We start from the raw sequence: 24,875 nt of genomic DNA on the forward strand, positions 1-24,875 counted from the left end.
AGGACAGGATCATGTTCGACACCGTAAAGCGTTCGCATTGCAAGACTGTACTGGCTATCCTCGCCATGGCTTTGCTGGCGGGATGCGCATCAAAGAGCAATACGACTGGCAGCATTCCGGACGATTATCGTACGAACCATCCCATCGTCATTTCCGAACAGGAACAAGTTGCAGACATTCCTGTCGGCCATGCAGATAAGCGCTTGTCCATTACGCAGCGCAGCATCGTGGAGCGGGTCATCAGCAACTACCACGCCAACGGATCCGGCGTTATTCATATTCTGACGCCTGCCGGTTCGCCAAATGAGCGTGCGGCGGCGGCGTTGCGTAACGATATTACCGCTACTTTGAGGCGTGGTGGTGTGAAGCCGTTCAATATTTCCAGCGAAACATACCAAGCCCCGGGAGCTTCTGCGCCCGTGCGTTTGTCCTATTCGGCGATGACTGCCTCGACAAATCAATGTGGCCAGTGGCCCAAAGATATTTTGGATACGGCAGACAATAAACACTACGCGAATTTTGGCTGTGCCAGCCAAAATAACCTTGCTGCGCAGATTGCCAATCCCGCCGACTTGCTCGGACCGCGGGCATCTTCGCCGATTGATGCGGAGCGGCGCGGTACCGTCATTGATGGATACCGTAAAGCGCCAACATGGGTCTACAAGCCCGAAATGGAAGTAACCTATTAATCCCACCGGTGGAAACGACAATGAGTCAATTGGCCTTGGACACAGACCCATATTTGGAAGAGGCAAACCGTGTCGCTCATGTAGGGCGGCTGAATGCCCACAGGCCGATTCCGCGCATTTCGATACAGATATTCTGCGAAACGGAAGCGGTTGCTGAGCAAATGTCTCGCGCGCGTGACGACCGCCGCATGGCGAAAACTCATGCCCAGATTCATATGGGCGGGCTGGAAACTGCCGTTGAACTTTTCCAAACGGTGCCGACGCCAAACCTCATTCTGCTGGAAACAGGCGCGGCGCCCAAGGAAATGCTTGCGGCATTGGCTGCCCTGTCAGAAGTTTGCGACCCGAGCACCAAAGTCATCATTATCGGTCACTACAATGATGTGTGGCTGTATCGCGAACTGATGCGCAACGGCATTTCGGAATATATGGTCGCCCCGATCGATCTATCGGATATTATCGGCGTCATTGGCGGTTTGTACAGCGATCCGGGCCTGAAGCCGCTGGGTAGTTCGATTGCCTTCATCGGTGCAAAAGGCGGCGTCGGCGCTTCGACCATTGCTCATAATGTTGGCTGGGCCATTTCCTCGCTATTCAAAAGCGAAGTCGTGATTGCCGATATGGATTTACCCTATGGCACGGCGAATATAAACTTCGATCAGGATCCGGCTCAGGGTATCGCGGAAGCGGTGTTTTCCCCCGAACGCATCGACGACGTTTACCTTGATCGGTTGCTGGCACAATGTGCCGAAAATCTTTCGCTCCTGGCAGCTCCATCCAGTCTGGAACGCGTGTTCGATTTTCGCGATGACTCATTTGCGCATCTGATCGACATAGCGCAGCGTTCGGTTCCACATGTCATCCTTGATGTTCCGCATACATGGAACGGCTGGACACGCACGACGCTGGCCCGCGCAGATGAGGTGGTTATTGTCGCATCGCCGGAACTTGCCAATCTGCGCAACACGAAAAATCTCATCGACGCTTTAAAGCAATTGCGTCCGAACGATACGCCGCCGCAGCTTGTTCTTAATCAGGTGGGTATTCCAAAACGTCCGGAGATAGCTCCCACTGATTTTTGCAGCCCGCTTGGACTCAAGGCCATCGCGACAATCGCTTTTGACCCCGGCCTGTTCGGTCAGGCTTCCAACAATGGACGCATGCTGGGTGAAACGGAGCCAGCAAATCCAGTGGTCCAGAGCATCAATGAGATCGCCCATATTCTGACAGGACGGCAAAAGGTCAGTCCGCGGAAGAAGGCCGGTTTGGGTTCGGTGTTCTCGAAGTTAAAACGCAAGAAATAGTTGTGAGCAGGTAAAGCGACATCATGTTCGGTAAACGCGGTAATGCCCAGCCAAGTGAGTTCAGAGCTCCAACACCACCCCTCGCGTCAATCAAGCCGGAGGCGGGACGGCTGCCGCGCGATATTTTGGAGCCCAAACGCTCACCGATAGAGGTGCCGAAGATCGCCATGCCGGTGCGCGAGAGAAACGAGGCCTATTACGATACAAAGTCGCAGGTTTTTACCGCTCTTATCGATGCGATTGATCTGGCACAATTATCGAAGCTCGATCCGCAAGTGGCGCGCGAAGAAATCCGCGATATCGTCAATGACATTATTGCAATCAAGAATTTTGCCATGTCGATCTCGGAGCAGGAGGAACTGCTCGACGATATCTGCAACGATGTGCTGGGATACGGTCCGCTGGAGCCATTGCTGGCTCGCGATGAGATTTCCGACATCATGGTCAATGGTGCTCGCAAGACCTATATCGAAATTCTCGGGAAGGTTGAGGAATCTGGTGTCCGGTTCCGTGACAATCAGCAACTTTTGAATATTTGCCAGCGCATTGTCAGCCAGGTGGGGCGGCGTGTCGATGAATCCAGCCCGATATGCGACGCGCGTCTGCCGGATGGTTCGCGCGTCAATGTGATTGCTCCGCCACTGGCCATTGATGGCCCTGTTCTGACAATCCGCAAATTTAAAAAGGACAAGCTGACGCTGGATCAACTCGTGCGGTTTGGAGCTATTTCTCCGGCAGGAGCCGAGCTTCTCCAAATTATCGGACGTGTCCGCTGCAATATCGTGATTTCCGGCGGCACGGGTTCCGGCAAGACCACGCTGTTGAATTGCCTGACCAATTACATCGACAAGGATGAGCGCATCATCACCTGCGAAGATTCAGCTGAATTGCAATTACAGCAGCCGCATGTGGTACGCCTCGAAACACGCCCCGCTAACCTCGAAGGCGAAGGCGAAATTACCATGCGAGACCTCGTTAAAAACTGCCTGCGCATGCGCCCCGAACGGATCATTGTCGGCGAAGTACGCGGGCCTGAAGTTTTCGACCTCTTGTCTGCCATGAATACCGGCCATGACGGCTCCATGGGTACGATCCACTCCAATAGTCCACGCGAGTGTCTGAGCCGTATCGAGTCGATGATCGCCATGGGTGGTTTTGCGTTGCCGCAGCGAACAGTGCGCGAAATCATCGTCGGTTCGGTCGACATCATTATTCAGGCGGCTCGCCTGCGCGACGGTTCACGGCGGATTACCCATGTGACCGAGGTCATAGGCATGGAGGGCGACGTGATCATTACGCAGGATCTTCTGACCTATGAGATTACCGGCGAGGACGCCAATGGCAAGCTTACCGGACATCATGTCTCTACGGGGATCAGCCGACCGCATATGTGGGAGAGGGCGCGGTATTACAATGAAGACAGGCGGCTCGCCAACGCACTCGACTCCATGGAAAAGGCCAAGCTATGAGCTTAGCCCGTATCGAAGGACAGTCGAATGGCCGGGCTTGATCTGACACAGCTGGCCTTCATCGGTCTGGTGGCATTCACTTTTGCTGCCTTGGCCTATGTCTTCCTCTTTGACTCGATGGCGCGTCAGAAGAAAACCGAGGAACGTCTCAGCACGATCAAATTGGCCAATGCCGAGTCTTTTGGCAAGTTCGCCATACGTGACAAGCAGGCCGAGGCGAACAAGCGTCGCAAGTCAGTTCAAGATACGCTGAAAGATATCGAGCAGCGCCAGAAATTGCGCGACAAGAATATCAAGTCACCTCCGCTTAAAATGCTTATTCAGCAGGCGGGCATGCGCGTGTCTCCATCGCGTTTCTATCTTTATTCAGCGATAGCCGGACTCGTCGTTGCGGTGCTGGGGCTGTTCTTTGGCTCGCCGCTTTATCTGCTGCCCGGGCTTTTCATTGCCGGAACAGTGGGCTTGCCACGCTGGTATGTCTATTTTCGTCGTGGCCGGCGGATCAAGGCATTCTTGCATGAATTTCCGAACGCCATCGACGTTATTGTCCGGGCCATTCGTTCGGGCCTACCCTTGAATGACGGTATCCGGCTTATTGCGCAGGAGGCGCACGAGCCGGTGAAAACCGAATTCCGGCGCATCGTCGACCAGCAGCAGGTGGGGATAAGCATCCCGGATGCCGCTATGCGCATGTCAGAATATATGCCCTGTTCGGAAGCAAGCTTCTTCGGCATCGTTATCCAGATACAATCACAGGCCGGTGGCAATCTTTCAGAAGCGCTGGGCAATCTTTCGCGGGTTTTGCGCGATCGCAAGAAGATGGCGGCCAAGGTACAGGCGCTTTCAATGGAAGCGAAAGCCTCTGCTTATATTATTGGCGCATTGCCCTTTGTTGTCGCCGCGCTGGTCTATCTGACAAGCCCCGATTACATCATGATCCTTTTCACAACTTCCAGCGGGAATTTCGTTCTGGCATGTGCAGGGACGTGGATGTCGATTGGCATCATGATCATGAAAAAGATGATCAACTTCAAATTCTAGTAGCGTGGGTATGCCATGATCAACACCTTCACCAAAGCCATTCACGATCCAGCCTTCATTTTTGCTGTTTTGGTGGCAGTGTCCATTTTCGGGACAATCGTGACGCTGCTCATGCCGGTGTTTTCTGGCTCCACGCTAAAATCGAGAATGAAGTCCGTTGCACTGGAACGGGATCAGATCCGCACGCGCGAACGAGCGCGACTGGCGACAGAAAGCGATAGCAAGCGGAAAAGCTCTTCGAATTCTCTACGCCGGGTTGAGCGGGAAGGCATTCGCCAATTCGTGGAACGACTTGATCTTCAACGTGCCCTGGCGGATGAGAAAACCGCAGGGGCACTGCGGATTGCTGGCTTTCGCGGGCAAAATGCTCTCAACATTTTTCTCGCGGCCCGTTTTGGCCTGCCTTTCCTGACGCTCGGAATTGCTGCATTGTGGATATTCGCGATGGGTGGTCTTGCCCATCAGAACACATTTGTCCGGATGGCCGCATGTTTCGCCGGTGCCTATGTTGGCTTCTATCTGCCCAATCTCTACGTGAAGAATGCCGGAACCAAACGTCAGACAGCGATACAGGCCGCATGGCCGGATGCGCTTGATCTTCTGTTAATCTGCGTCGAATCCGGTATGTCGATTGAGGCGGCATTCAAAAAAGTATCGGAGGAGATTGGCGTGCAATCTGCTGAGCTTGCCGAGGAACTTGTTCTGACCAATGCGGAGCTATCATTTCTGTCTGAGCGTCGTCAGGCCTATGAAAACCTGGCCCTGCGTACCGGGCTGGAAACGGTCAAATCGGTGGTGCAGGCGCTGACACAATCTGAACGCTATGGCACATCGATTGGTGGAGCGCTGCGGGTGCTTTCAGATGAAAGCCGCGAAATGCGATTGATGGCTGCGGAAAAGAAGGCAGCCGCATTGCCGCCGAAGCTTACGGTGCCCATGATCGTGTTTCTTTTGCCGGTATTGTTCTGCGTCATTCTTGGCCCGGCAATCATCCAGATCAACGCGCAAGGCGGCATCTTCGGTCACGCCACAGCGAAATAGCGGTGGAAGCCGCTATATACCCGGAGGTCGCAGATCAGACGATCAGCCTTTCGGTGACTTCTTGTCCTTGAGCATGTTCCATGAATTCTGCTGCGAGAGCATGGACCGCAAATACTGAACATTTGTTTTTGCCTGCTGGGCGGAAAGCTCCTGACTGGCAATCTGTTCGGCTTCATCGAAGCGACCCTGCAAGCCGACAACAAGCGCGAGGTTTTGGCGAACACGGCTATCCGAACCCGGTGCACCAACTGCCTTACGCATATAGGTTTCAGCTGTACTCAGCTCGCCCGAGAGAACGTAGGACATCCCCATGTTGGAAAGGATGGAAGCTTCATCGGGCTTGACCTGCAAGGCCTTGCGGTAGAGGTCACGCGCTTCTCCAGTCTTGCCGAGCTGGTCGAGGATTGCGCCTTCAGCCGATAGCAATCTCCAGTCCGGATATTCCGGTGTTTGCGCCCGGCGCAAAGAGTCCAGCGCGGCTTCAAACTGGCCACTGCTCGCCAGTGCCTTGCCATAGGCCGCCAGAACATCGCGATCTTTGGGATAGGCGATGGCAAGACTGCGCATGACAGCCAATGCCTGATCGCTCCGATTTGTCATGCGAAGGACAGTGGCATAATTGATTGCAGTCGCTTTATCTTTCGGATTGCCTTGATAGCGTGTTCCAAGACTAGTCGATGCCTGCATCAATTGTTGCTGGTTCATCTGGTCGAAATTGCCGGCTGGCATTGTGGGTGAATTGCTGGCCGCCGGACTTATGGAACCGGTCGTCGTTTTATCCGTGGTGGAACACCCGGATATGCCGCTCGCCAGAGCGATTAACGCTACTGACAAAATGAAACTGCGCTTACGTTGAATAAAAGCTGGACCTGTCATAATTTGCCCCACGCGCAGTTTATCGTCTGCGACTCATTCCCGTATGAAAGAAATAATCTGTTAACCCTAATGGACTCTTAACAACGTCGATCCGGGATGCAGAAGTTTGATCAGGAGAAACCCATGGCCGCCGAAATTACAGCGAGAAAGTCGCGTGACAGCAAACCCATATGGTTTGTACGCAAAGGCGAGTTGGAAGCTGCCGGTCTTGAAAGCGCAACACTCAGCTGGGCAAAAGCAAATGGCTTTGACGGACAGGCTGGACGTGTGTTGACGGTTCCTGGCGTGAACGGCGAAATTGCTGGTGCGCTCTTCGGTTTGGGTAAGGACGAAAATCGACTTGCAGCGGGGAAACTTGCAACGGCTTTGCCGGACGGGGCCTGGCATATTGCGGGCGCTGTCAACGAACCTGATTTGACAGCTTTGAGCTTCCTTCTTGGAGGATACAAGTTCACCCGCTACACCAAAAAGGACAAGACAAGCATCAGCCTGACGCTGCCCGAAGGCGCGGACAAGGCGGATGTAAAGCGCTTGGCCAAGGCAGTCGCTCTCGCGCGCGATCTCATCAATACGCCAACCAATGATATGGGGCCGGTTGCGCTTGAAACTGCAGTCCGCGATGTGGCCGACGAGCATAAAGCCTCGGTCAATGTCGTAAAGGGCGATGCCCTGTTGAAGAAGAACTTTCCTATGATCCATGCGGTAGGGCGCGCTGGCAGCGAAGAACCCCGGCTGATTGATCTGGAATGGGGAAAAAAGAACGCGCCGAAAGTAACGCTGGTAGGAAAGGGCGTCTGTTTCGATACGGGCGGTCTGGATATCAAACCAGCCAGCAGCATGCTTCTGATGAAAAAGGATATGGGCGGCGCAGCCAATGTACTGGCGCTTGCGCAACTCATCATGGACGCGAAATTGCCGGTGCGCCTGCGCCTGTTAATACCGGCTGTTGAAAATTCGATAGCTGCCAATGCTTTCAGGCCGAGCGACGTGCTGACCAGCCGCAAGGGGTTGACGGTAGAAATTGGCAATACTGATGCAGAGGGCCGGCTGGTTCTGGCCGATGCGCTGGCGCTTGCCGATGAAGAAGAGCCTGAGATTCTCATCGACATGGCGACGTTGACCGGTGCTGCACGTGTGGCGCTTGGACCCGACCTGCCGCCATTTTACTCCAACGATGATGCTTTTGCCTGGGACGTGGCTGCCAGTGCAACCGCTGTTGCCGATCCGGTTTGGCGCATGCCGCTTTGGACACCTTACGAGGCCAAGCTTTCTTCGCGTGTCGCGGACATGAACAATGTCACCACGGATGGGTTTGCCGGCTCGATTACGGCCGCCTTGTTCCTGCAGCGCTTTGTAACCAGGACGAAGACTTGGGCTCATTTCGATATATTTGGTTGGAACCCGGTAGAGAAAGCGCATTCACCCATTGGCGGAGAGGCCCAAGCCATAAGGGCGCTTTACCGTCTTTTGAAAGAACGCTATCCAGCAAGTTGAGCGGCTTGCATCGCAAATGTGACAGAGTAGAATGGAACGGAACCGAAATGATTGCGGAAGCCGTTCATGCTTGAACTCAAGCCCTTGCAGGCGCTGACATTGTGGAAGGAAATCGCCCTTTCAGAAGTGCGTGATGACGCCCATGATCTGACCATGCGCCAGCTTGCAATCCTGCTTACGATCTATCTGGAGCCGCCGCCGCACACGATCCGCGCGATGGCTGCAAAGCTGGCCGTAACAAAACCGGTCATCACCCGTGCTCTCGACACAATGGGGGCCTATGGTTTGGTTGATCGTCACCGCGACGAAAAGGACAAGCGCAACGTTCTCGTCAAGAGAACGGTAAAAGGTGCGCTCTATGTTGAAAGGCTCGGTGATCTTGTGATCGCCAAAGCGAGAGGATTGCCACTTTGAAATCACCCGAGAAACTCGACAAGCGGCTGAATGCATATAGGCCTGATCTTGCCGACGAAAGTCTGCGCGGGCTTGTCGAGGCTGAGCGCTTCGTCGAAGGCAAGCCGATGCGCATCGCCGACCCTGTGGTGGATGTCCGTTCCGAGCCGCGCGGCGATGCAGGCATGACAACGCAGTTTCTTTACGGCGATGACGTCCTTGTTTTCGAAGACGATAATGGCTGGTGCTGGGTGCAGAACGAGCGCGATGGTTATGTCGGTTATGTGGTGGATACATCGCTTTATCGCCGCGCCGATGAAGCGACGCATATTGTCATTGCTCCCCGTACATTCGTTTATGTCGGCTCCGATCTGCGTTATCCGCGATCCCGTGCCTTATCGATGGGTTCCCTCGTGACAATCACTGGCGGGCAGGAGCGTCGCGGCACGCTTTACGCCATGCTGCCAAGCGGTGAGGCGGTCATTGCCAAGCATCTCGTGCCTATTGATGAAGTGGCACAGGACCATGTTGCCGTGGCCGAAAGCCTTATGCACACGCCCTATCTTTGGGGAGGCGTTTCCGGCTTTGGCATTGATTGCTCAGGTCTGGTGCAACTGTCTCTGTTGATGACCGGTCAAGGCGCTTTGCGGGACACGGACTTGCAGGAGGGATCTGTCGGCGAATTGATCGAGCCCGATGAACATTACAAGAATCTCAAGCGCGGTGATTTCGTGTTCTGGAAAGGCCATGTGGGCATCATGGCCAGCCATTCCACGCTGCTTCACGCAAGCGGCCATACAATGAGCGTTACGCTGGAACCCTTGCCCGATGCTATCGAGCGCATCGCTTATTTGTATGGGAAGCCAACAGCAGTGCGGCGGTTGTAGTATTGGCAGTCATGTGGTGCGTGGTTCGCCCTTCGACTAGCTCAGGATAGCTCACCATGAGGGAGTGGGTTCCTTGCAGGAACATAGCGCGTTAAATTGCGATTGTCGTTGCAACCAGCCCACATTCCTCATGGTGAGCCTGTCGAACCACGCACCATTGATTATGCAAGCTTAGTATTGAGCAGCCTTATCGACAATGTTCTTTAATGGCTCACCGCGCTCATAGGATTCGATCTGGGCGACGATTTCAGGCACCAGTGCTTGCGGGCTTGAACTTGCAGCTGCATGCGGTGTGACAATGACCTGCGGATGAGTCCAGAGAGGACTGTCCTTCGGCAATGGTTCCTTGTTGAACACGTCGAGGGTCACGGCAGAGAGCATGCCGCGATCAAGCGCTGCCAGAATATCCGCCTCATTTTGCAGGCCGCCACGTCCGGCATTGATAAGGACAGGCGCGCCGAGAGGACCTTCCGGCTTCAGCTGCGCAAATATGTTCATCGACAGGATGTTCTTCGTGTCCGGCGTCAAGGGAAGCAGGCAGACAAGAATATCTACATCCTTGAGAAAATCCTTCAATCCATCCTTGCCATAATGGGTTGTAACCCCTTCGATGGTTTGCAGGCGGCGGCTCCAGCCACTGACGCGGAACCCGAGCGTGCGAAGCTTTTGCGCGGCGTCACGTCCAAGCACACCAAGACCGAGAATGCCCACATTCACTTCATGAGCGGCTGGCTGGCGCCGATCTTCATGCCACACGCGCTGCTTTTGCTGCTCGCGATAGCGAAGACCAAGACGGTGATGGTCCAACACCTGCCAGACCACATATTCGCTCATGCGCATGGTAAGATCAGGCGAGACAATACGGACGATTGGAACATCAGGGATTTGCGTGTCATGAAACACATGATCGACGCCTGCACCCAATGAGAAAATCACTTCGAGCTTGGGCAGATTCATCAGCGAACCGGGGCGCTGTTTCCAGACAAGTGCATAGCGAACATCATTCTTGTCAGCTTCACTATCAAGCACGAGTTTGCGCTTGGGCGCTGATTTAGCGAATTCCGTCTGCCAAACCTCCGGATCCCAGCCGGTTACCGCCAGCAGGATCTTATCACTCTCCAAGCTTGTCATTCGCTAACCGCTCCCTGTTCGGCCGTTTCTATCCTGAAGGCCGCGGCCATCAGGGCTTTTGTATAATCTGTCTTCGGACGTGCGAAGATTTCCTCCGATGGTCCATATTCCACCGCCTTGCCATTGCGCATCACGAGAACATCATTGGCAAGCGCCCTGACAACTTTCAAATCATGGCTGATGAAAAGATACGCCAGATTATGCTTCTGCTGCAATGAACGCAAAAGATCGACAACCTGTGCCTGGACGCTCATGTCGAGCGCAGATGTGGGCTCGTCCAGCATGACGAAACGCGGGTTAAGCACCATGGCGCGCGCAATGGCGATGCGCTGGCGCTGACCACCGGAAAATTCGTGCGGATAGCGGAAACGATTTTCCGGATCAAGGTTCACTTCCTTAAGAGCAGTCACGACGCGCGCATCGCGTTCATCGGCAGAAAGTTTCGGCTCATGAACCTTCAAACCTTCTGCGATAATCTCTGCGATGGACATGCGCGGCGATAGCGAGCCGAACGGGTCCTGAAACACGATCTGCATTTCGCGCCGCAAGGGACGCATCTGTTTGAAGGAAAACTGGTTGATATCCTTTTCGCCGAAACGGATGACACCTTCCGAAGAAATCATGCGTGACAGGGCAAGGCCGAGCGTGGTCTTGCCGGAACCGGATTCGCCCACGACGCCCAATGTCTGACCGGCGCGAATGGTCACGTCGATGCCGTCAACGGCCTTCACATGGTCGATTGTGCGGCGGAAAAAGCCCTGCTTGATAGGAAACCAGACCTTCATATTCTCGCCGCGCATGACAGGCTCAGCCGAAAGATCAGCCGAAGGCGGATTGCCTTTCGGTTCGGCTGCAAGCAGATGCTTGGTATAGGCGTGCTGAGGATTGTCGAATATTTCCTTTGTCGGCCCCGTTTCGACAATTTTGCCACCTGTCATGACGCAGACGCGATCCGCGATTTTACGGACAATGCCAAGATCATGGGTGATGAAGAGCATCGACATGCCTTGCGCAGATTTCAGCTCCGCAAGGAGTTTGAGAATTTGGGCCTGCACGGTCACATCAAGTGCCGTTGTCGGTTCATCGGCGATCAAAAGCTTTGGCTTGTTGGCGAGAGCCATGGCAATCATGACGCGCTGCCGCTGTCCGCCGGAAAGCTGGTGCGGATAGGCGTCCAGACGCTTTTCAGGGTCGCGGATGCCAACCTCTTCAAGCAATTCCAGAGTGCGCTTGCGCGCAGCCTGATCACGCATGCCCTGATGCAGCTTGAGAACTTCAACGATCTGCTTCTCAATCGTGTGGAGCGGATTGAGCGAGGTCATCGGCTCCTGGAAGATCATCGTAATGTCATTGCCACGCACACGGCGCAGGTCAGTTTCATCCTTGTCGAGTAAATCCTCGCCATTGAACAGAATCTGGCCTGAAGGATGCGAAGCAGGCGGGTAGGGCAGAAGCTTCAGCACTGAAAGGGCCGAGACGGATTTACCCGAACCGGATTCGCCAACCAGAGCGACCGTCTCACCCTCAGCAATATCGAAAGAAATATGATCAACCGCGAGCGTTTCCCGCCCGTTTTGCGTGAAGGCAACGGAGAGATCGCGGACGGAGAGGAGGGGAGCTTTGGTCATTTGAAAGCCTTGCGTGGATCAAAGGCGTCACGTGTTGCCTCACCGACAAAGATCAGCAGTGACAACATCAACGAAATCACGGCGAAGCCAGTAATGCCCAGCCAGGGAGCCTGCAGATTGTTCTTGCCTTGTGCGAGCAGCTCGCCAAGCGATGCCGAGCCCGGAGGCAGGCCGAAACCGAGAAAATCCAGCGAGGTCAATGTGGTGATTGATCCATTGAGGATGAAGGGCAGGAAGGTCAGTGTCGTCACCATTGCATTGGGCAGAAGGTGACGGAACATGATTGTCCGGTCGGGGACGCCAAGCGCACGCGCTGCGTTCACATATTCGAAATTACGGGCGCGCAAAAATTCGGCACGGACAATGCCAACAAAGCTGACCCAGGAAAATAGCAGCAGGATACCAAGCAGAATCCAGAAGCCGGGAGGCAATATGGATGACATGATAAGCAGGAGGTAGAGCGTGGGTACCGAAGACCAGATTTCGATGAAACGCTGGGCGATAAGATCGACCCAGCCACCAAAATAGCCTTGCAGTGCGCCCGCAGTAACACCAATGACCGCGGAGCAGGCGGTCAGGATAAGGCCGAACAGCACAGAAATGCGAAAGCCATAAAGTGCCCGGGCAAAGACATCGCGGGCCTGATCGTCCGTCCCGAGAATATTCATATTGCCGAAAGTGCAATTGGGATCATTGACGCCGAGCGCATAGCGATTGCAACGCTCTTCAGGCGTATAGAGCCAGAAGGGCTTTGAAGGCGCCGTTTCGGGCAGTTCATTATTGACTGTCCTGTAAGAGTAGCGCACCGGCGGCCAGATGGCCCAGCCATTGGCATTGATCTCATCCTGAATGACCGGATCGCGGTAATCCGTAACCGCATAAAAGCCGTTGAACTTTTCTTCTGGGTAATCGACCAGAACTGGAAAGAGAATCTCGCCTTTGTAGGAGACGATGATCGGCTTGTCATTGGCAACAAGTTCCGCACAGAGCGAGACAGCAAACAGGAAAAGGAAAATCCAAAGCGCCCACCAGCCGCGCCGGTTTGCCTTGAAGTTTTGCCAGCGTCGCGCATTGAGCGGCGAAAGGCGCGGTCGCTTCACGGAGGCGGGAGCGGTTCCGACGATATCGGTCATCACACGTCCCTCCGCTCAAAGTCGATGCGCGGATCAATCCAAGTGTAAAGCAGGTCAGATAAAAGGGTCATGAGAATGCCGATAAGGGCAAAAATATACACGGTGGCTATAACCACGGGATAATCGCGGTTGAGGATCGACTCATAGCCAAGAAGGCCAAGGCCATCGAGAGAGAAGATGGCCTCTATAAGCAGCTGACCTGTGAAGAAGATGGATATGAAGGCGCTGGGAAATCCGGAGATCACAATCAGCATGGCATTGCGGAAAACATGGCCATAAAGAATTTTTCGTTCCGAGAGGCCCTTTGCCCGTGCCGTCGTGACATATTGTTTGCGAATCTCATCAAGAAATGAATTCTTGGTCAGCAGGGTGGTCGTGGCAAAGGCCGACAGGAGTATCGCTGTCAAAGGCAGAACAAGGTGCCAGGCGTAATCCACGATCTTCTCAAATCCGGATAGCTGGCTAAAATTATTTGAGGTCAAGCCGCGTAGCGGAAACCAATCAAAGAACGAGCCGCCTGCAAAAAACACGATGAGCATGATACCGAACAGGAAGCCGGGAATCGCATAGCCAATGATGATAATTCCGCTGGTCCAGATATCGAAGGATGATCCGTCTTTGATGGCCTTGCGAATGCCCAAGGGTATTGAAATCATGTAGGACAGCAGGGTCGTCCACAAACCAAGCGATATGGAGACCGGCAGTTTTTCCTTTATCAGCTCGATCACACTTATATCGCGGAAATAGCTTCGCCCGAAATCGAAGCGGATATAATTCCAGACCAGAAGGCCGAAGCGCTCCAATGGCGGCTTATCAAGACCAAATTGTTTCTCAAGGCTGGCGATAAAGGCCGGGTCGAGGCCCTGTGCGCCACGATATTTGGAGTTGCCCAATCCCGTCCCAAGCTGATCCTGAGCCTGGCCAATATCGCCGCCGCCACCGCTGATGCGGTCCATGGCATTGCCGCCCTGTCCGGTCAGTTGGCTGATAATACGCTCAACCGGCCCACCGGGTACGAATTGCACGATGACGAAGCAGACAAGCAAAATGCCGAACAATGTCGGTATCATCAGCAGAAGGCGTCGCAGAACATAGGCTCCCATCAGGGGCGCCCTCTCATCGCTTTCAGTCCATCAAACTTTGCCAATTGCCTTCGCCTTTGCTTCGTCGAACCACCACAGCGTTTCAACCGGGAAACCATAATCGGGTTTGGGCTCCTTGAAGCCGAACATGTCCCAATAGGCGATCGGATGATTCGCTGAGTACCAGTTTGGAATCCAATCACGCCTGATACGCAAGAGCCGATCTAAAACCCGCAATAGCGAAACCAGCTCGTCACGCGTTTTTGCATCGCTCACTTTAGCGATAAGCGCATCGACAACCGGATCGGCTGTGCCGGGAAAATTATACGAACCCGGGATATCCCTGCCCTTGGAGCCGAATATCTCCTCCAGTGATTCTCGTGTTGGCGTAGGGGAGAGTTGCACCGCCATACCGATCATGTCGAAATCAAAATTCTGAATGCGGCTTTGATATTGCGCGGGATCGGCCAAGCGCAGATAGGCGTTGATGCCCAAGGCCTTCAGATTGTTTACGAAAGGTGAGTAACTGCGGGTGAAGACTTCAGCATAAATCAAGAGTTCAAGATTGAGCGGTCTGCCTTGCGCATCCACCAACTTGTCACCATCCCGTTTGAATCCCGCCTGATTTAAAAGGTCGGATGCCCGCTTCAAGTTTTTGCGGTCACGCCCGCTGCCATCAGAAGGTGTTTGCAACAATGCATCGCCGAATATGGCCTCGGGCAGCCTGTCACGAAAAGGCTCCAGAATGGCGAGTTCTTCCGCAGAGGGCTTTCCGCTTGCCCGGAAATCCGATTGCTCAAACACTGAATGGGAGCGCTCATATGCACCATAGAAAAGATTTTTCTGGGTCCACTCAAAATCAAAGCACAGTGCAATAGCTTCGCGTACCTGGGGGTCGCGGAAATGCTCGCGGCGCTGATTAATGGCCCAAGCCTGCAATTGCGGGCGCTTTTCCGTTGTAAACTTGCGTTTAATGACACGTTTCTGTTGTACCGCAGGGAAATTGTACTCTGTCGCCCATGTTTTTGCGGTTGCTTCATATCGCCAGAAAATATCGCCTTTTTTGAAAGCCTCGAATTCCGGTTGGCGCTCCCGGTAGAAATCAATTTTAATACGATCAAAGTGGTTTTGACCGCGTTGTACATTCAGGTCCTTGGCCCAATAATCCGCCACGCGTTCATACTCTATGGTTTGGCCAGGAGCGACACGGCCAACACGATATGCCCCCGAGCCAAGCGGCGGTTCCATTGTTGATGCCGCAAAGTCGCGGGTGGCGTACCATTTTTTGGAAAAAATAGGTATTGAGGCAATATTGAGTATCGCACGGTCAGAATGCTTGCCTGAAAAAATCAGCTGCACGGTATGCGCGTCCAGTGCAGCAATTTTGCTCAACTCCGTCAGAACCAGACGGAGTTGGGGATGCCCTTTGTCCTTGAGGGTTTCAAAGCTGAAAACAACATCTTCCGCAGTGATTGGCGAGCCGTCATGGAAGCGGGCTTCCTGCCGCAGTTTGAAGGTGAAGCTATTGCGATCGGCGGAAACGGTAACTGTTTCTGCCACCAGACCATAAATCGAGTCCGGTTCGTCCAGTGCAGATGCCATCAGCGTATCGAAACAGAGTTCCATACGGGGCGGAGCATCTCCCTTGTTCGAGAACGTATTGAGCGTATTGAAGGTTTGGGGCGACTGATTAAAAACCCACGTATTGGGCGAAAAAGCGAAGGTTCCGCCCTTGGGCGCATCGGGACTGGCATAGTCAAAATGCGTAAAATCCTTCGGGTATTTCAACTCGCCAAACGCAGAGAGGCCATGAAGCGGAACGTCCGTCCGCACATCTGCCAAAGCCAGTTTTGGAGCCATGGCAGTGAGCATCGCAGCGCCCGAAAGCTTCATAAGTTCGCGGCGGTTAAATCCCGTCATTGGGCGCGCGCTTTCAAAGCCTGTTCCTTTGCGGTGTCGATCCACCATGAAAAGGGATCCATGCCAATATAGTCGGGCTGTTTTTCCGGCATTCCGAATTTGTTCCAGTATGCCACCCTGCTTCGGTCGTCATACCATTGCGGTACGACGTAGTAATTCCACAGGAGTACACGATCCAGCGCATGGGTTGCGGCAATAAGCTCTTCGCGATCCTTAGCAAGGATTACCTTGTCAATGAGTTTGTCGATGGCGGGGTTTTTAATGCCCATATAATTGCGCCCCCCCTTTACGTCCGCATTGGCTGAACCCCAGTAATCGCGTTGTTCATTGCCGGGAGAAAGCGTTTGTCCAATACCCATAATTGCCAAAACATCATAATCAAAATCATTCACTCTTGCCGCATATTGCGCGGCATCGACAGCTCTTATTTGTGCATCGATTCCCAGTTTGCGTAAACTGGCCATGAACGGCCCGATTGTTCGCTCATCACGAGGATCATCACCAAGAAACTCAATGGTCATTGGCTGGCCGGCTTGATTGACCAGCTTGCCATTCTTCTGTTCATACCCAGCCTCACGCAACAATCCCACTGCCTTGCGCAAATTCTCACGCAACGCTTGCGGTGTATCAGAAACCGGATTCTTGAATTCCTGAGTGAATACTTCTTCGGGGACTTCGCCTTTGACAGTTTGGAGGATTTCCAGCTCCTTGCCTTGAGGAAGTCCGCTCGAAGCGAGTTCTGTACCTGAGAAATAGCTGTTGATGCGCTTGTATTCGCCAAAGAACATATTCTTGCTCATGGTCTCAAAGTCGAAAGCCAGGTTTAGCGCCTGCCGAACTCGTATATCCTTGAACTTGTCGCGCCGTGTATTGAGCAGGAAACCCTGCATCCGGCCCGAAGATCGGGTCGGAAAGATCGTTTTAATGACATCTCCCCGGACAATTGCCGGAAAGTCATATTCACGTGTCCAGCGTCCAATGCTGGGTTCGCCACGAAAATCCTGAAAGCCACCCTTCTTGAAAGCTTCCCAGCTGGCATTGGCATCCCGAAAATATTCATACCGGATACGCTCAAAATTGTTGCGTCCAAGAACGGTCGGAGCATTCTTTGCCCAGTAATCAGCGACACGAACCCAGATGATTGTCTTACCGAAATCGACGCTTTCAATTTTATAGGGGCCGGAGCCCAACGGGATTTCCGATGTAGGCTTTGTTATATCGCGCTTATTGCCGTTTTTATCGGTTCCTTCCCACCAATGCTTTGGAAGTACCGGAAACTCACCGATGATACTTGGAAGTTCACGATTGCCCTTAACGCCAAAGGTGAATGTCACTTCACGTTCCCCTGTTTTCTCGGCCTTGGTCACGTCGTGATAATATTTGTTATATAGCGGGCTTTGCTCTTTCAGCACATTGAATGACCATATTACATCGTTGACCGTAATCGGCTGACCATCGTGCCATTTTGCTGTCGGGGTTAATCGGAACTTTGCCCATGAAAAGTCTTCAGGATAAGAGACCGCTTCGGCGAGCAAACCATAGCTCGTGGCGGGTTCGTCAAGGGCACGGTCGAGCAACGTATCGTAGAGATGCCCTCCCATAATTGTACCGCCGGGAAGGCCCGCAGCAGAGGTTCCTTGCACGATGAATGGGTTCAGACTGTCAAAGGAACCTTGAGCTATGAGATTGAGAGTTCCACCTTTGGGTGCATCCGGATTGACGAAGTCATAATGCTTGAAACCGGCCTTATATTTGGGCTCGCCCAAGGCACTCGTAGCATGACGCCATTCCGGTTCCGCCGCATGTGCAATCTGAAGGGTGCCAAGGGTTGTGGCAGCGAGCAGCGCAAGGCTGATAACGAAGCGGCGAAATCTCAAAATAGGTCTCCACAGTTCTATCTGACAGGCAGTCTAAGAGAAAATGCGGCAGAGAACAGGCCTTCGCTTAAAAAACACGGGGAGTTGATACAGAAAAGCCGGGCATTGAGCCCGGCTTTTAGATCGATATGAGTAGGTTTTAGTGTGCTGGCGCTGGCTGAGCAGGCGCTGCGGGTGTTTCGCCCGCTGGTGCCGGAGCGGCAGGTGCAGCGCCTTCAGCAGGCTTTTCACCGGCTGGAGCAGCATCAGCTGCAGGGAATGGCTTCGGGCTATCTGAAAGCGTCTGCAGATAGGCGATCAAATCGGCACGCTCCGGATCTTTCTTGTCACCCGCAAAGCCCATGGCGGTGCCTTTGATATAGCCCTTTGGCGAGGTCAGGAAGTGATTGAGGTGATCATAGGTCCACTTCTCCTGGCCACCCTTGGAGAATTCCTTCATGGCGCCGGAATAGCTGAAACCTTCATGGGTCGCGATCGGGCGCTCAACAATGTCCCAAAGATTCGGGCCGACCTTGTTAGCGCCGCCCTTTTCTGCGGTGTGGCAAGCAGCGCAACGCTTGAACACAGCTTCACCGCGCTTCGCATCAGCTGAAGCGAGCAGGGTTGCCACCGGCACCGCTGCGGCAGGAGCCTCTTCGCCTGCGGTTGCTTCGCCGCCCTCAGGTGCTTCAATAATAAAGCCTGGCTTTTCGGGAGCGTGCGAATTGAACAGGGAGTCGGACATGATGGCCGCGGACATGACAACGAACACTGTTGCCAGAAACGCCATGGCGTACTTATTAAATGCGGATCCCATCGTCGCTCATTACTCCTCTTGCGGAGGGCTTCAATATCTGATCAATGCAAACCGCTGCATTTGTGGCAGAAACCCCTCGTGATTGCGCGGAAACTAGGGGTTTTATCTCCCACTTGCAACACATATAAGGGCGGTTCTGCCTGAGACTTTTTGACACCGTAGGGGTGTGAGGAATGATGAGAATATTGAACCTGATACCGGCAAGAATGGCTTCGACACGGCTTCCCAACAAGCCTTTGGCCGATATTGCAGGCAAGCCGATGATTGTTCACGTTGCTGAGCGCGCCATAGCTGCGGGCCTTGGCCGCACCGTTGTGGCCACTGATACGGCTGAGGTAAAGTTGGCAGTCGAAGCTTACGGGCTGGAAGCTGTCATGACCCGAAGCGATCACGAATCCGGCTCCGACCGCATCTATGAAGCGCTGCAAGCACTCGACCCTGATGGGAATATTGATGCGGTTGTTAATGTGCAGGGTGACCTGCCAACCATCGAACCGGATGTTATAAAGCGCGCTCTATTGCCATTGCTCAATGGTCCTGCCGATATTGGTACGCTGGCGGTCGAGATTCGCCACGAAGCGGAAAAGACCAATCCCAATGTGGTCAAGATCATCGGCTCGCCTTTGAGTGAAACCCAGTTGCGTGCACTCTATTTCACGCGTGCGACAGCCCCTTGGGGCGAGGGGCCGCTTTACCACCATATCGGACTTTATGCCTATCGCCGGGCCGCTCTTGAGCGTTTTGTCAGGCTGGGACCCTCGCCGCTGGAGCGGCGTGAGCGGCTGGAGCAACTGCGCGCGCTTGAGTCTGGGATGCGCATTGATGTCGAGATTGTCGATTCTGTGCCGTTGGGTGTGGACACGCAGGAAGATCTGGATCGCGCCCGCGAATTATTGAATATGAAACAAGGCCAAGGATAATGACCAAGACCAACCGCATCTCTTTTCAGGGTGAACCCGGCGCAAATTCCGATACGGCTTGCCGCAACATGTTTCCAACGATGGAACCCATGCCTTGCCCGACCTTTGAAGATGCGTTCAATGCGGTTGAAAGCGGTGCAGCCGATCTGGCAATGATTCCAATTGAAAATACCATTGCCGGACGTGTTGCCGATATCCACCATCTGCTACCGGAATCGCGACTGCACATTGTTGGCGAATATTTTCTGCCGATCCATTTTCAGCTGATGGTTCTACCGGGCACGAAGCGCAGCGAGATCACCTCTGTCCACAGCCATATCCATGCACTTGGCCAATGCCGCAAATATATTCGCAAGAATGGCTGGAAGCCGGTGATCGCTGGCGACACCGCCGGTGCAGCGCGGCTGGTCGCGGAAGTCAAGGACAGGACGATGGCTGCTTTGGCGCCGCGTCTGGCATCAAGCCTCTATGGTTTGGATATTCTCGAAGAGGATGTCGAGGACACTGAAAACAATGTCACGCGCTTCGTCGTGCTGACAAAAACCAAAAAATGGGCACCGCGTACCTCCGATGCGCTGATGATGACCACTTTTGTATTCCGCGTCCGCAACGTTCCGGCTGCACTTTATAAAGCGATGGGCGGTTTTGCCACGAACATGGTGAATATGACCAAGCTGGAAAGCTACCAGATCGACGGTAAATTCACGGCGACGCAGTTTTACGCGGACATTGAAGGCCATCCGGACGATAAGAATGTCGCCCAGGCGTTGGAGGAGCTGGAATTCTTCTCGAAGGAAGTGCGTGTATTGGGTGTCTACCCAGCTGACACGACATTCCGAAGCTCGCAAATAAGCGAAGACTAATTATTGAGCTGAGAGTCGGTCGAGAAATTGCTGGACTGCTTGATTGAATTGGTCAGGCCGTTGCAGCGGCGCGAAGTGACTGACACCCCGTAGCAGGAGAAACTCTGCGCCTGGGATGGTGCGCGCGAGATATTCGGCATGTTCCTGCTTGATAAATTCATCATGCTCGCTTTGAACGACAGTGACCGGCACCGTAATCTTCGCCAACTCGGCGGCACCATAATTAGGTTCCGTTTTCATCATTTTGCCGACAGCTGCCAGAAAGTCCTCGAACTGATCAGGCGTTGCCGATAACTCGGCATAATCCTTGACATGGCGGCTGAAGCAACGATCGAGCGCTAGGCTTGGCTGAACTTCCTTGGTGCCGCTCGGGTCCATGTTGCAGCCAAAGAAAAAGACACCGGTGACGCGATGCGATGCCTTTATGCCGAGCACCATTGATGTGCAGGCGCCGTCGCTCCAGCCAATTAGAGCGGCCTTGGCAATGCTCAATCGATCCATGACCGCAAGCACATCGGATGCCATCAGCTCATAGCTATAGGATTTACTGTCACGCGTGCTGCGGCCATGTCCACGGCTGTCGATGAGAAGCGCGCAGTATCCGGCATCGACAAGAGCTGGAACCTGATAGCCCCAATTGCCACCATGGCCCAATCCGCCATGAATCAGGATTACCGGCGCTCCGGCACCATAGGCAGAATAGTGGATGCTGGCTCCATCGTTCTCAACGAAACCCTCGTCGGTCACATCCGGTAATGGCAGCGCACCATTGGCTTCAAAGTTTTTCAGCTCATCATCGCGAAAGTCCACAGGCGTCGCCTTTCTATCCAATGATTAAAACTTGCTCTCCACCCAGCTGCGGATGAGGTGGGCTGCAATGGCCCCTGCGGGCGGCGTCATAAGGCCATCTGGATGCGTGCGGTCCATCATGGTCCTGACTTCCTCGCGGCTGAACCAGCGTCCAGCCTCAAGCTCTGCCGTATCCAATATATAATCGTCGGAGAGGGCTTCGGCATGGCAACCGATCATCAAAGAATAGGGAAAAGGCCAAGGCTGGCTGGCATGATAGAGAACGCGCCCTACAGGCAGGTTGGTTTCTTCCATGGTTTCGCGGCGCACTGCATTTTCGATAGTCTCTCCGGGTTCGATAAACCCGGCGAGGCAGGAATACATGCCGGTCCCAAAATGTGCCCCGCGCGCCAGTAGGCACTTGTCGCCGCGCACGACCATCATGATCGCAACCGGGTCTGTGCGCGGAAAATGCTGAGCCTCGCAATTGGGGCATGTACGACGATAGCCGCCATCTCGCATGACGGTTTCATGGCCGCAGCGCCCGCAAAACTTGTGGGTGTCATGCCATGAGAGCAGTGACACGGCTTGCGCCATGGCTCCTATCTGATCTGGGGGAATAAGCCCTTGCGTATAGGCCGAACGATAGTCAACCGCCTCAATGCCCATAGGTAGCGCTTCCGGAGAAAGGCCGCTCGGTCCTGCCAATATTGGCATATCGTCTTGAAGGCCGAGATAAATTGTCTTGTTCAATCCCGGGAGAAGCGCCGAGGTTGCTTCCATCCCGAAAAACGCATTCCCTTCCGAGGCGCTGCGATCAACCAGTATCTTGCCATCGCCCACCAGCAACATGCGCGCGTCGGCATTTGCCAGCGCAAGGGTGACAACGTCGTCACTCCGTTTTTCCGAATGCCGATTGATCCTGTTCCCGGCGAATCCCACAAAATGGCTGGGCTCGGCTAGCGGAGCATCAAAAAGACGAAACGACATGAATGGAAGCTCCAGAACGGGGAAACTGGACGGGATTGTTTAAATAGCGTCGAGAATCGTTTTCGCAAAGACCTTTGCGTCGTTTTTGCTGTAAGGCTCGCGTGTTCCATGGCCCCAGACCGGCCCAGGCCATGCCGGATCGCCAGTGTTCCGTGCAATGACATGAACGTGTAGTTGGCGAACTATATTGCCAAGTGCAGCCGTATTGATCTTTTCGCAATTGGTAATCGACTTGAGTGCCTGCGCCGCGATGCCCGCCTCGAATGTCAACATCGTCTGATCGAGGGGCGTCAATTCATGAACTTCAGTGATTCCCGGTCTTTGCGGCACAAGAATAAGCCATGGCCAACGCCGGTCATTCATCAAGCGCAGGTCACAAAGACCCAGTTTAACGATGGGGAAGGTATCTGCGTTTAGTTTTGCGTCGAGTGCGAATGTCATGATGTACGAGTAAATAGCAGTTTTTTTCTGTGTGCGCTTGCTTTTTGCGTTCGGATTGCCGATATGAAAACCGGGAGGTTGGTGGTGGACGAGCCACTCGCCAACCGGGTCAGGTCCGGAAGGAAGCAGCCCCAACGAGCCAGGCACGGGTCGCCGTGCCAGCCTCCCACCCTTTTTATGTGTACCTGCCTGTGTCAAAGCCGCAACCGGCATTGACGCTATGGTGCATGGCGGTCCAAACTTGCGCCATATACAAGAAGTAAATGCAGGAGCGGAACAAACGCGATGGACACGAAAAAGCCAGACAGCGCCTATCGCGTGCTCGCCCGCAAATATCGCCCCGAAAATTTCAACGATCTGATTGGCCAGGAGCCAATGGTCAGGACGCTGACCAATGCGTTCGAGACAGGACGGATCGCGCAAGCGTGGATGCTGACGGGTGTGCGCGGTGTCGGCAAGACCACGACTGCGCGAATTCTTGGCCGCGCCCTCAATTACAAGAATGGCGATATAGACAAGCCAACCATAGACCTCTCTGTCATGGGCGAGCATTGTCAGGCAATCATGGAAGGCAGGCATGTCGACGTGATCGAGATGGATGCTGCTTCCCATACGGGCATTGATGATATTCGCGAGATTATCGAACAGGTTCGTTATCGTCCGGTATCGGCCCGCTACAAGGTCTACATCATCGATGAGGTGCACATGCTCTCCAATCAGGCCTTTAACGGCCTGTTGAAGACGCTTGAAGAGCCGCCGCCCCATGTGAAATTTATTTTTGCGACGACGGAAATCCGCAAGGTTCCCATCACCGTTCTGTCGCGCTGCCAGCGTTTCGATTTGCGCCGCATAGATACCAGCCTGTTGACCTCGCATTTACGCAAGATCGCAGGTCTGGAAAACATAACGGTGGACGATACCTCGCTGTCCATGATCGCGCGGGCAGGCGAGGGTTCCGTGCGTGATTCGCTGTCCATTTTCGATCAGGCCATAGCGCATGGAGCAGGCACAGTGAATGGCGAGGCTGTGCGTTCGATGCTCGGCTTGGCGGATCGTGCGCGGATCATCGATTTGTTCGAAATGCTGATGCGTGGCGACGTGGCTTCGGCATTGCGTGAGTTCCGCTCGCAATATGATGTTGGAGCTGATCCCAGCGTAGTGTTGACCGACCTTGCCGACTTCAATCATTTGGTCACACGCATTCGTTTTACCCCGGATGTTGCCGACGATATTTCATTGTCAGAAGACGAGCGGCTGCGCGGACGTGATTTTGCAGAGAAATTGTCCATTCGCGTCCTTTCCCGGACTTGGCAGATGTTGCTGAAAGGTATGGCCGAGGTCGAGAATTCAAATCGCCCCGTTCAGGCAGCCGAAATGCTGCTCATCCGCATTGCCCATGCCGCAGATTTGCCCACGCTTGATGAAGCATTGAAGTCGCTGGATGACGGCACAGCTTTGCCTGGTACCGCCGGCGACAATAATGGGCCGCGTCCGAATCCGGGCAATGGCGGTGCCTCGATGGCACGTGCCAGCGATGCGGTGGCAACTGCTCGCGGCACTGTGAACGCGAGTGGCGGCGCAACCATGCGGCTGGTTGAACCAGCTATCCAACCGGAACCGGCCATGCTCGCTTCGCCGCAGGTTGTTGAAGAGGCCGTACCTTCGGTTCAGATAGGCAGTATTGAAGATATCATCGCACTTGCAGACAAGCAGCGTGATATGCAGTTCAAGATCATGGTCAAGAATTGCGTGCGGCTGGTCAGTATCAAGCCCGGGCGTCTTGAGATTAACCTGACTGAAGCTGCGCCGAAAACCCTGCTGACAGATTTATCGCAAAAGCTTGGCGACTGGACGGGCATTCGCTGGATGGTTTCGCTTTCGCGCGAGGAAGGCAGCAAGACACTCAACGAAGTCGAAACGGCAAAGCGTGAAGGCTTGCTGAGCGATGCGCGTGCAGATCCGGATGTGGCCGCCATACTTTCGAAGTTTCCGGGCGCCAAGATTATCAACGTGCGCATAGCCACGCCCGCGGGGCAAGCCGATGATGAATTATCTGCAGGTGCAGGTGATGATACATTGGCGCCCGTTGAAGAAGATGATTGAACGATAGG

The 24,875-nt window shown here is 54.0% G+C and carries 22 protein-coding genes and 1 other RNA gene; 12 read left to right on the forward strand and 11 right to left on the reverse strand.

What is annotated here, in order from left to right; all coding sequences use genetic code 11:
- Positions 1-11 precede the first annotated feature (11 nt).
- The 5 genes from QFZ34_RS15245 to QFZ34_RS15265 are packed head-to-tail and all read left to right on the forward strand — an operon-like array spanning position 12 to position 5,544.
- On the forward strand, positions 12-689 hold the full coding sequence (locus QFZ34_RS15245; protein ID WP_307282442.1) for a CpaD family pilus assembly protein: 678 nt from the start codon (positions 12-14) through the stop codon (positions 687-689).
- A 20-nt stretch (positions 690-709) separates the two neighbouring features.
- Positions 710-1,993, forward strand: a complete 1,284-nt coding sequence (locus QFZ34_RS15250) for a CpaE/TadZ family protein (protein ID WP_115051379.1) — start codon at positions 710-712, stop codon at positions 1,991-1,993.
- A gap of 23 nt (positions 1,994-2,016) precedes the next feature.
- Positions 2,017-3,462 carry a TadA family conjugal transfer-associated ATPase gene (locus QFZ34_RS15255; RefSeq protein WP_307282447.1) on the forward strand — a complete coding sequence of 482 codons (1,446 nt, stop codon included), beginning with the start codon at positions 2,017-2,019 and terminating at the stop codon, positions 3,460-3,462.
- A gap of 27 nt (positions 3,463-3,489) precedes the next feature.
- Complete coding sequence (locus QFZ34_RS15260) at positions 3,490-4,503, forward strand: type II secretion system F family protein (protein WP_115051377.1); 1,014 nt, start codon at positions 3,490-3,492, stop codon at positions 4,501-4,503.
- A 15-nt stretch (positions 4,504-4,518) separates the two neighbouring features.
- Positions 4,519-5,544: a type II secretion system F family protein gene (locus tag QFZ34_RS15265; RefSeq protein WP_115051376.1), complete on the forward strand. Its 1,026-nt coding sequence runs from the start codon at positions 4,519-4,521 to the stop codon at positions 5,542-5,544.
- 42 nt (positions 5,545-5,586) lie between these two features.
- Here the strand turns inward: QFZ34_RS15265 and QFZ34_RS15270 are convergent, their stop codons facing one another.
- Positions 5,587-6,420: a tetratricopeptide repeat protein gene (locus tag QFZ34_RS15270; protein WP_307282449.1), complete on the reverse strand. Its 834-nt coding sequence runs from the start codon at positions 6,418-6,420 to the stop codon at positions 5,587-5,589.
- Positions 6,421-6,543: 123 nt separating this feature from the next.
- On the opposite strand from QFZ34_RS15270, the gene QFZ34_RS15275 reads away from it, so the two are divergent.
- The 3 genes from QFZ34_RS15275 to QFZ34_RS15285 all read left to right on the forward strand — a co-directional run bounded on the left by QFZ34_RS15275 (position 6,544) and on the right by QFZ34_RS15285 (position 9,194).
- A complete protein-coding gene (locus QFZ34_RS15275) occupies positions 6,544-7,914 on the forward strand; it encodes a leucyl aminopeptidase family protein (RefSeq protein ID WP_307282452.1) in 1,371 nt (456 codons plus the stop codon).
- 66 nt (positions 7,915-7,980) lie between these two features.
- Positions 7,981-8,328, forward strand: coding sequence for a MarR family transcriptional regulator (locus QFZ34_RS15280; RefSeq protein ID WP_115051373.1), 348 nt, complete (start codon positions 7,981-7,983; stop codon positions 8,326-8,328).
- Positions 8,325-9,194, forward strand: coding sequence for a C40 family peptidase (locus QFZ34_RS15285; protein ID WP_307282455.1), 870 nt, complete (start codon positions 8,325-8,327; stop codon positions 9,192-9,194). Before QFZ34_RS15280 ends, QFZ34_RS15285 begins: the two co-directional genes overlap by 4 nt.
- 171 nt (positions 9,195-9,365) lie before the next feature.
- Here the strand turns inward: QFZ34_RS15285 and QFZ34_RS15290 are convergent, their stop codons facing one another.
- The 7 genes from QFZ34_RS15290 to QFZ34_RS15320 all read right to left on the reverse strand — a co-directional run bounded on the left by QFZ34_RS15290 (position 9,366) and on the right by QFZ34_RS15320 (position 18,761).
- Positions 9,366-10,325 (reverse strand): 2-hydroxyacid dehydrogenase, encoded by a 960-nt coding sequence (locus QFZ34_RS15290; protein ID WP_307282457.1) that lies wholly within the window; start codon positions 10,323-10,325, stop codon positions 9,366-9,368.
- Complete coding sequence (locus QFZ34_RS15295; RefSeq protein WP_307282459.1) at positions 10,322-11,953, reverse strand: ABC transporter ATP-binding protein; 1,632 nt, start codon at positions 11,951-11,953, stop codon at positions 10,322-10,324. The genes QFZ34_RS15290 and QFZ34_RS15295 overlap by 4 nt, the downstream gene beginning before the upstream one ends.
- On the reverse strand, positions 11,950-13,086 hold the full coding sequence (locus QFZ34_RS15300; RefSeq protein WP_307282462.1) for an ABC transporter permease: 1,137 nt from the start codon (positions 13,084-13,086) through the stop codon (positions 11,950-11,952). Before QFZ34_RS15300 ends, QFZ34_RS15295 begins: the two co-directional genes overlap by 4 nt.
- A complete protein-coding gene (locus QFZ34_RS15305; protein ID WP_307282463.1) occupies positions 13,086-14,189 on the reverse strand; it encodes a microcin C ABC transporter permease YejB in 1,104 nt (367 codons plus the stop codon). The genes QFZ34_RS15300 and QFZ34_RS15305 overlap by 1 nt, the downstream gene beginning before the upstream one ends.
- 30 nt (positions 14,190-14,219) lie before the next feature.
- Positions 14,220-16,088, reverse strand: a complete 1,869-nt coding sequence (locus QFZ34_RS15310) for an extracellular solute-binding protein (RefSeq protein WP_307286356.1) — start codon at positions 16,086-16,088, stop codon at positions 14,220-14,222.
- Entirely contained in the window at positions 16,085-17,965 is a 1,881-nt protein-coding gene (locus tag QFZ34_RS15315) for an extracellular solute-binding protein (RefSeq protein ID WP_370878788.1), read from the reverse strand. The genes QFZ34_RS15310 and QFZ34_RS15315 overlap by 4 nt, the downstream gene beginning before the upstream one ends.
- A 139-nt stretch (positions 17,966-18,104) precedes the next feature.
- Positions 18,105-18,761 (reverse strand): c-type cytochrome, encoded by a 657-nt coding sequence (locus tag QFZ34_RS15320; RefSeq protein ID WP_307282466.1) that lies wholly within the window; start codon positions 18,759-18,761, stop codon positions 18,105-18,107.
- Positions 18,762-18,937: 176 nt separating this feature from the next.
- On the opposite strand from QFZ34_RS15320, the gene QFZ34_RS15325 reads away from it, so the two are divergent.
- Together QFZ34_RS15325 and QFZ34_RS15330 are read left to right on the forward strand one after the other, a co-directional pair.
- Positions 18,938-19,681: a 3-deoxy-manno-octulosonate cytidylyltransferase gene (locus QFZ34_RS15325; RefSeq protein ID WP_370878854.1), complete on the forward strand. Its 744-nt coding sequence runs from the start codon at positions 18,938-18,940 to the stop codon at positions 19,679-19,681.
- Complete coding sequence (locus tag QFZ34_RS15330; protein WP_307282471.1) at positions 19,681-20,544, forward strand: prephenate dehydratase; 864 nt, start codon at positions 19,681-19,683, stop codon at positions 20,542-20,544. Before QFZ34_RS15325 ends, QFZ34_RS15330 begins: the two co-directional genes overlap by 1 nt.
- On the opposite strand, the gene QFZ34_RS15335 is transcribed toward QFZ34_RS15330, so the two are convergent.
- From QFZ34_RS15335 to QFZ34_RS15345, 3 genes are read right to left on the reverse strand one after another with little or no spacing between them, the layout of a single operon-like run.
- Positions 20,545-21,354: an alpha/beta fold hydrolase gene (locus QFZ34_RS15335; protein WP_307282473.1), complete on the reverse strand. Its 810-nt coding sequence runs from the start codon at positions 21,352-21,354 to the stop codon at positions 20,545-20,547.
- 24 nt (positions 21,355-21,378) lie between these two features.
- A complete protein-coding gene (gene nudC / locus QFZ34_RS15340) occupies positions 21,379-22,323 on the reverse strand; it encodes an NAD(+) diphosphatase (protein WP_307282475.1) in 945 nt (314 codons plus the stop codon).
- Between the two features lie 39 nt (positions 22,324-22,362).
- A complete protein-coding gene (locus QFZ34_RS15345) occupies positions 22,363-22,767 on the reverse strand; it encodes an HIT domain-containing protein (protein WP_115051608.1) in 405 nt (134 codons plus the stop codon).
- Positions 22,768-22,837: 70 nt separating this feature from the next.
- On the opposite strand from QFZ34_RS15345, the gene ffs reads away from it, so the two are divergent.
- An RNA gene (ffs, locus tag QFZ34_RS15350) (signal recognition particle sRNA small type) lies at positions 22,838-22,934 on the forward strand.
- Positions 22,935-23,049: 115 nt separating this feature from the next.
- On the forward strand, positions 23,050-24,867 hold the full coding sequence (locus QFZ34_RS15355) for a DNA polymerase III subunit gamma/tau (protein ID WP_370878791.1): 1,818 nt from the start codon (positions 23,050-23,052) through the stop codon (positions 24,865-24,867).
- Positions 24,868-24,875: the final 8 nt, after the last annotated feature.

The sequence above is a fragment of the Phyllobacterium ifriqiyense genome (assembly GCF_030817885.1).
GTDB lineage: Bacteria > Pseudomonadota > Alphaproteobacteria > Rhizobiales > Rhizobiaceae > Phyllobacterium > Phyllobacterium ifriqiyense.

What these genes read in the sequence shown, in the direction of transcription:
- QFZ34_RS15245 (WP_307282442.1), top strand. Translation starts at nt 12, where the DNA reads ATGTTCGACACCGTAAAGCGTTCGCATTGCAAGACTGTACTGGCTATC.
- QFZ34_RS15250 (WP_115051379.1), top strand. Translation starts at nt 710, where the DNA reads ATGAGTCAATTGGCCTTGGACACAGACCCATATTTGGAAGAGGCAAAC.
- QFZ34_RS15255 (WP_307282447.1), top strand. Translation starts at nt 2,017, where the DNA reads ATGTTCGGTAAACGCGGTAATGCCCAGCCAAGTGAGTTCAGAGCTCCA.
- QFZ34_RS15260 (WP_115051377.1), top strand. Translation starts at nt 3,490, where the DNA reads ATGGCCGGGCTTGATCTGACACAGCTGGCCTTCATCGGTCTGGTGGCA.
- QFZ34_RS15265 (WP_115051376.1), top strand. Translation starts at nt 4,519, where the DNA reads ATGATCAACACCTTCACCAAAGCCATTCACGATCCAGCCTTCATTTTT.
- QFZ34_RS15270 (WP_307282449.1), bottom strand. Translation starts at nt 6,420, where the DNA reads ATGACAGGTCCAGCTTTTATTCAACGTAAGCGCAGTTTCATTTTGTCA.
- QFZ34_RS15275 (WP_307282452.1), top strand. Translation starts at nt 6,544, where the DNA reads ATGGCCGCCGAAATTACAGCGAGAAAGTCGCGTGACAGCAAACCCATA.
- QFZ34_RS15280 (WP_115051373.1), top strand. Translation starts at nt 7,981, where the DNA reads ATGCTTGAACTCAAGCCCTTGCAGGCGCTGACATTGTGGAAGGAAATC.
- QFZ34_RS15290 (WP_307282457.1), bottom strand. Translation starts at nt 10,325, where the DNA reads ATGACAAGCTTGGAGAGTGATAAGATCCTGCTGGCGGTAACCGGCTGG.
- QFZ34_RS15295 (WP_307282459.1), bottom strand. Translation starts at nt 11,953, where the DNA reads ATGACCAAAGCTCCCCTCCTCTCCGTCCGCGATCTCTCCGTTGCCTTC.
- QFZ34_RS15300 (WP_307282462.1), bottom strand. Translation starts at nt 13,086, where the DNA reads ATGACCGATATCGTCGGAACCGCTCCCGCCTCCGTGAAGCGACCGCGC.
- QFZ34_RS15305 (WP_307282463.1), bottom strand. Translation starts at nt 14,189, where the DNA reads ATGGGAGCCTATGTTCTGCGACGCCTTCTGCTGATGATACCGACATTG.
- QFZ34_RS15310 (WP_307286356.1), bottom strand. Translation starts at nt 16,088, where the DNA reads ATGACGGGATTTAACCGCCGCGAACTTATGAAGCTTTCGGGCGCTGCG.
- QFZ34_RS15320 (WP_307282466.1), bottom strand. Translation starts at nt 18,761, where the DNA reads ATGGGATCCGCATTTAATAAGTACGCCATGGCGTTTCTGGCAACAGTG.
- QFZ34_RS15325 (WP_370878854.1), top strand. Translation starts at nt 18,938, where the DNA reads ATGAGAATATTGAACCTGATACCGGCAAGAATGGCTTCGACACGGCTT.
- QFZ34_RS15330 (WP_307282471.1), top strand. Translation starts at nt 19,681, where the DNA reads ATGACCAAGACCAACCGCATCTCTTTTCAGGGTGAACCCGGCGCAAAT.
- nudC (WP_307282475.1), bottom strand. Translation starts at nt 22,323, where the DNA reads ATGTCGTTTCGTCTTTTTGATGCTCCGCTAGCCGAGCCCAGCCATTTT.
- QFZ34_RS15355 (WP_370878791.1), top strand. Translation starts at nt 23,050, where the DNA reads ATGGACACGAAAAAGCCAGACAGCGCCTATCGCGTGCTCGCCCGCAAA.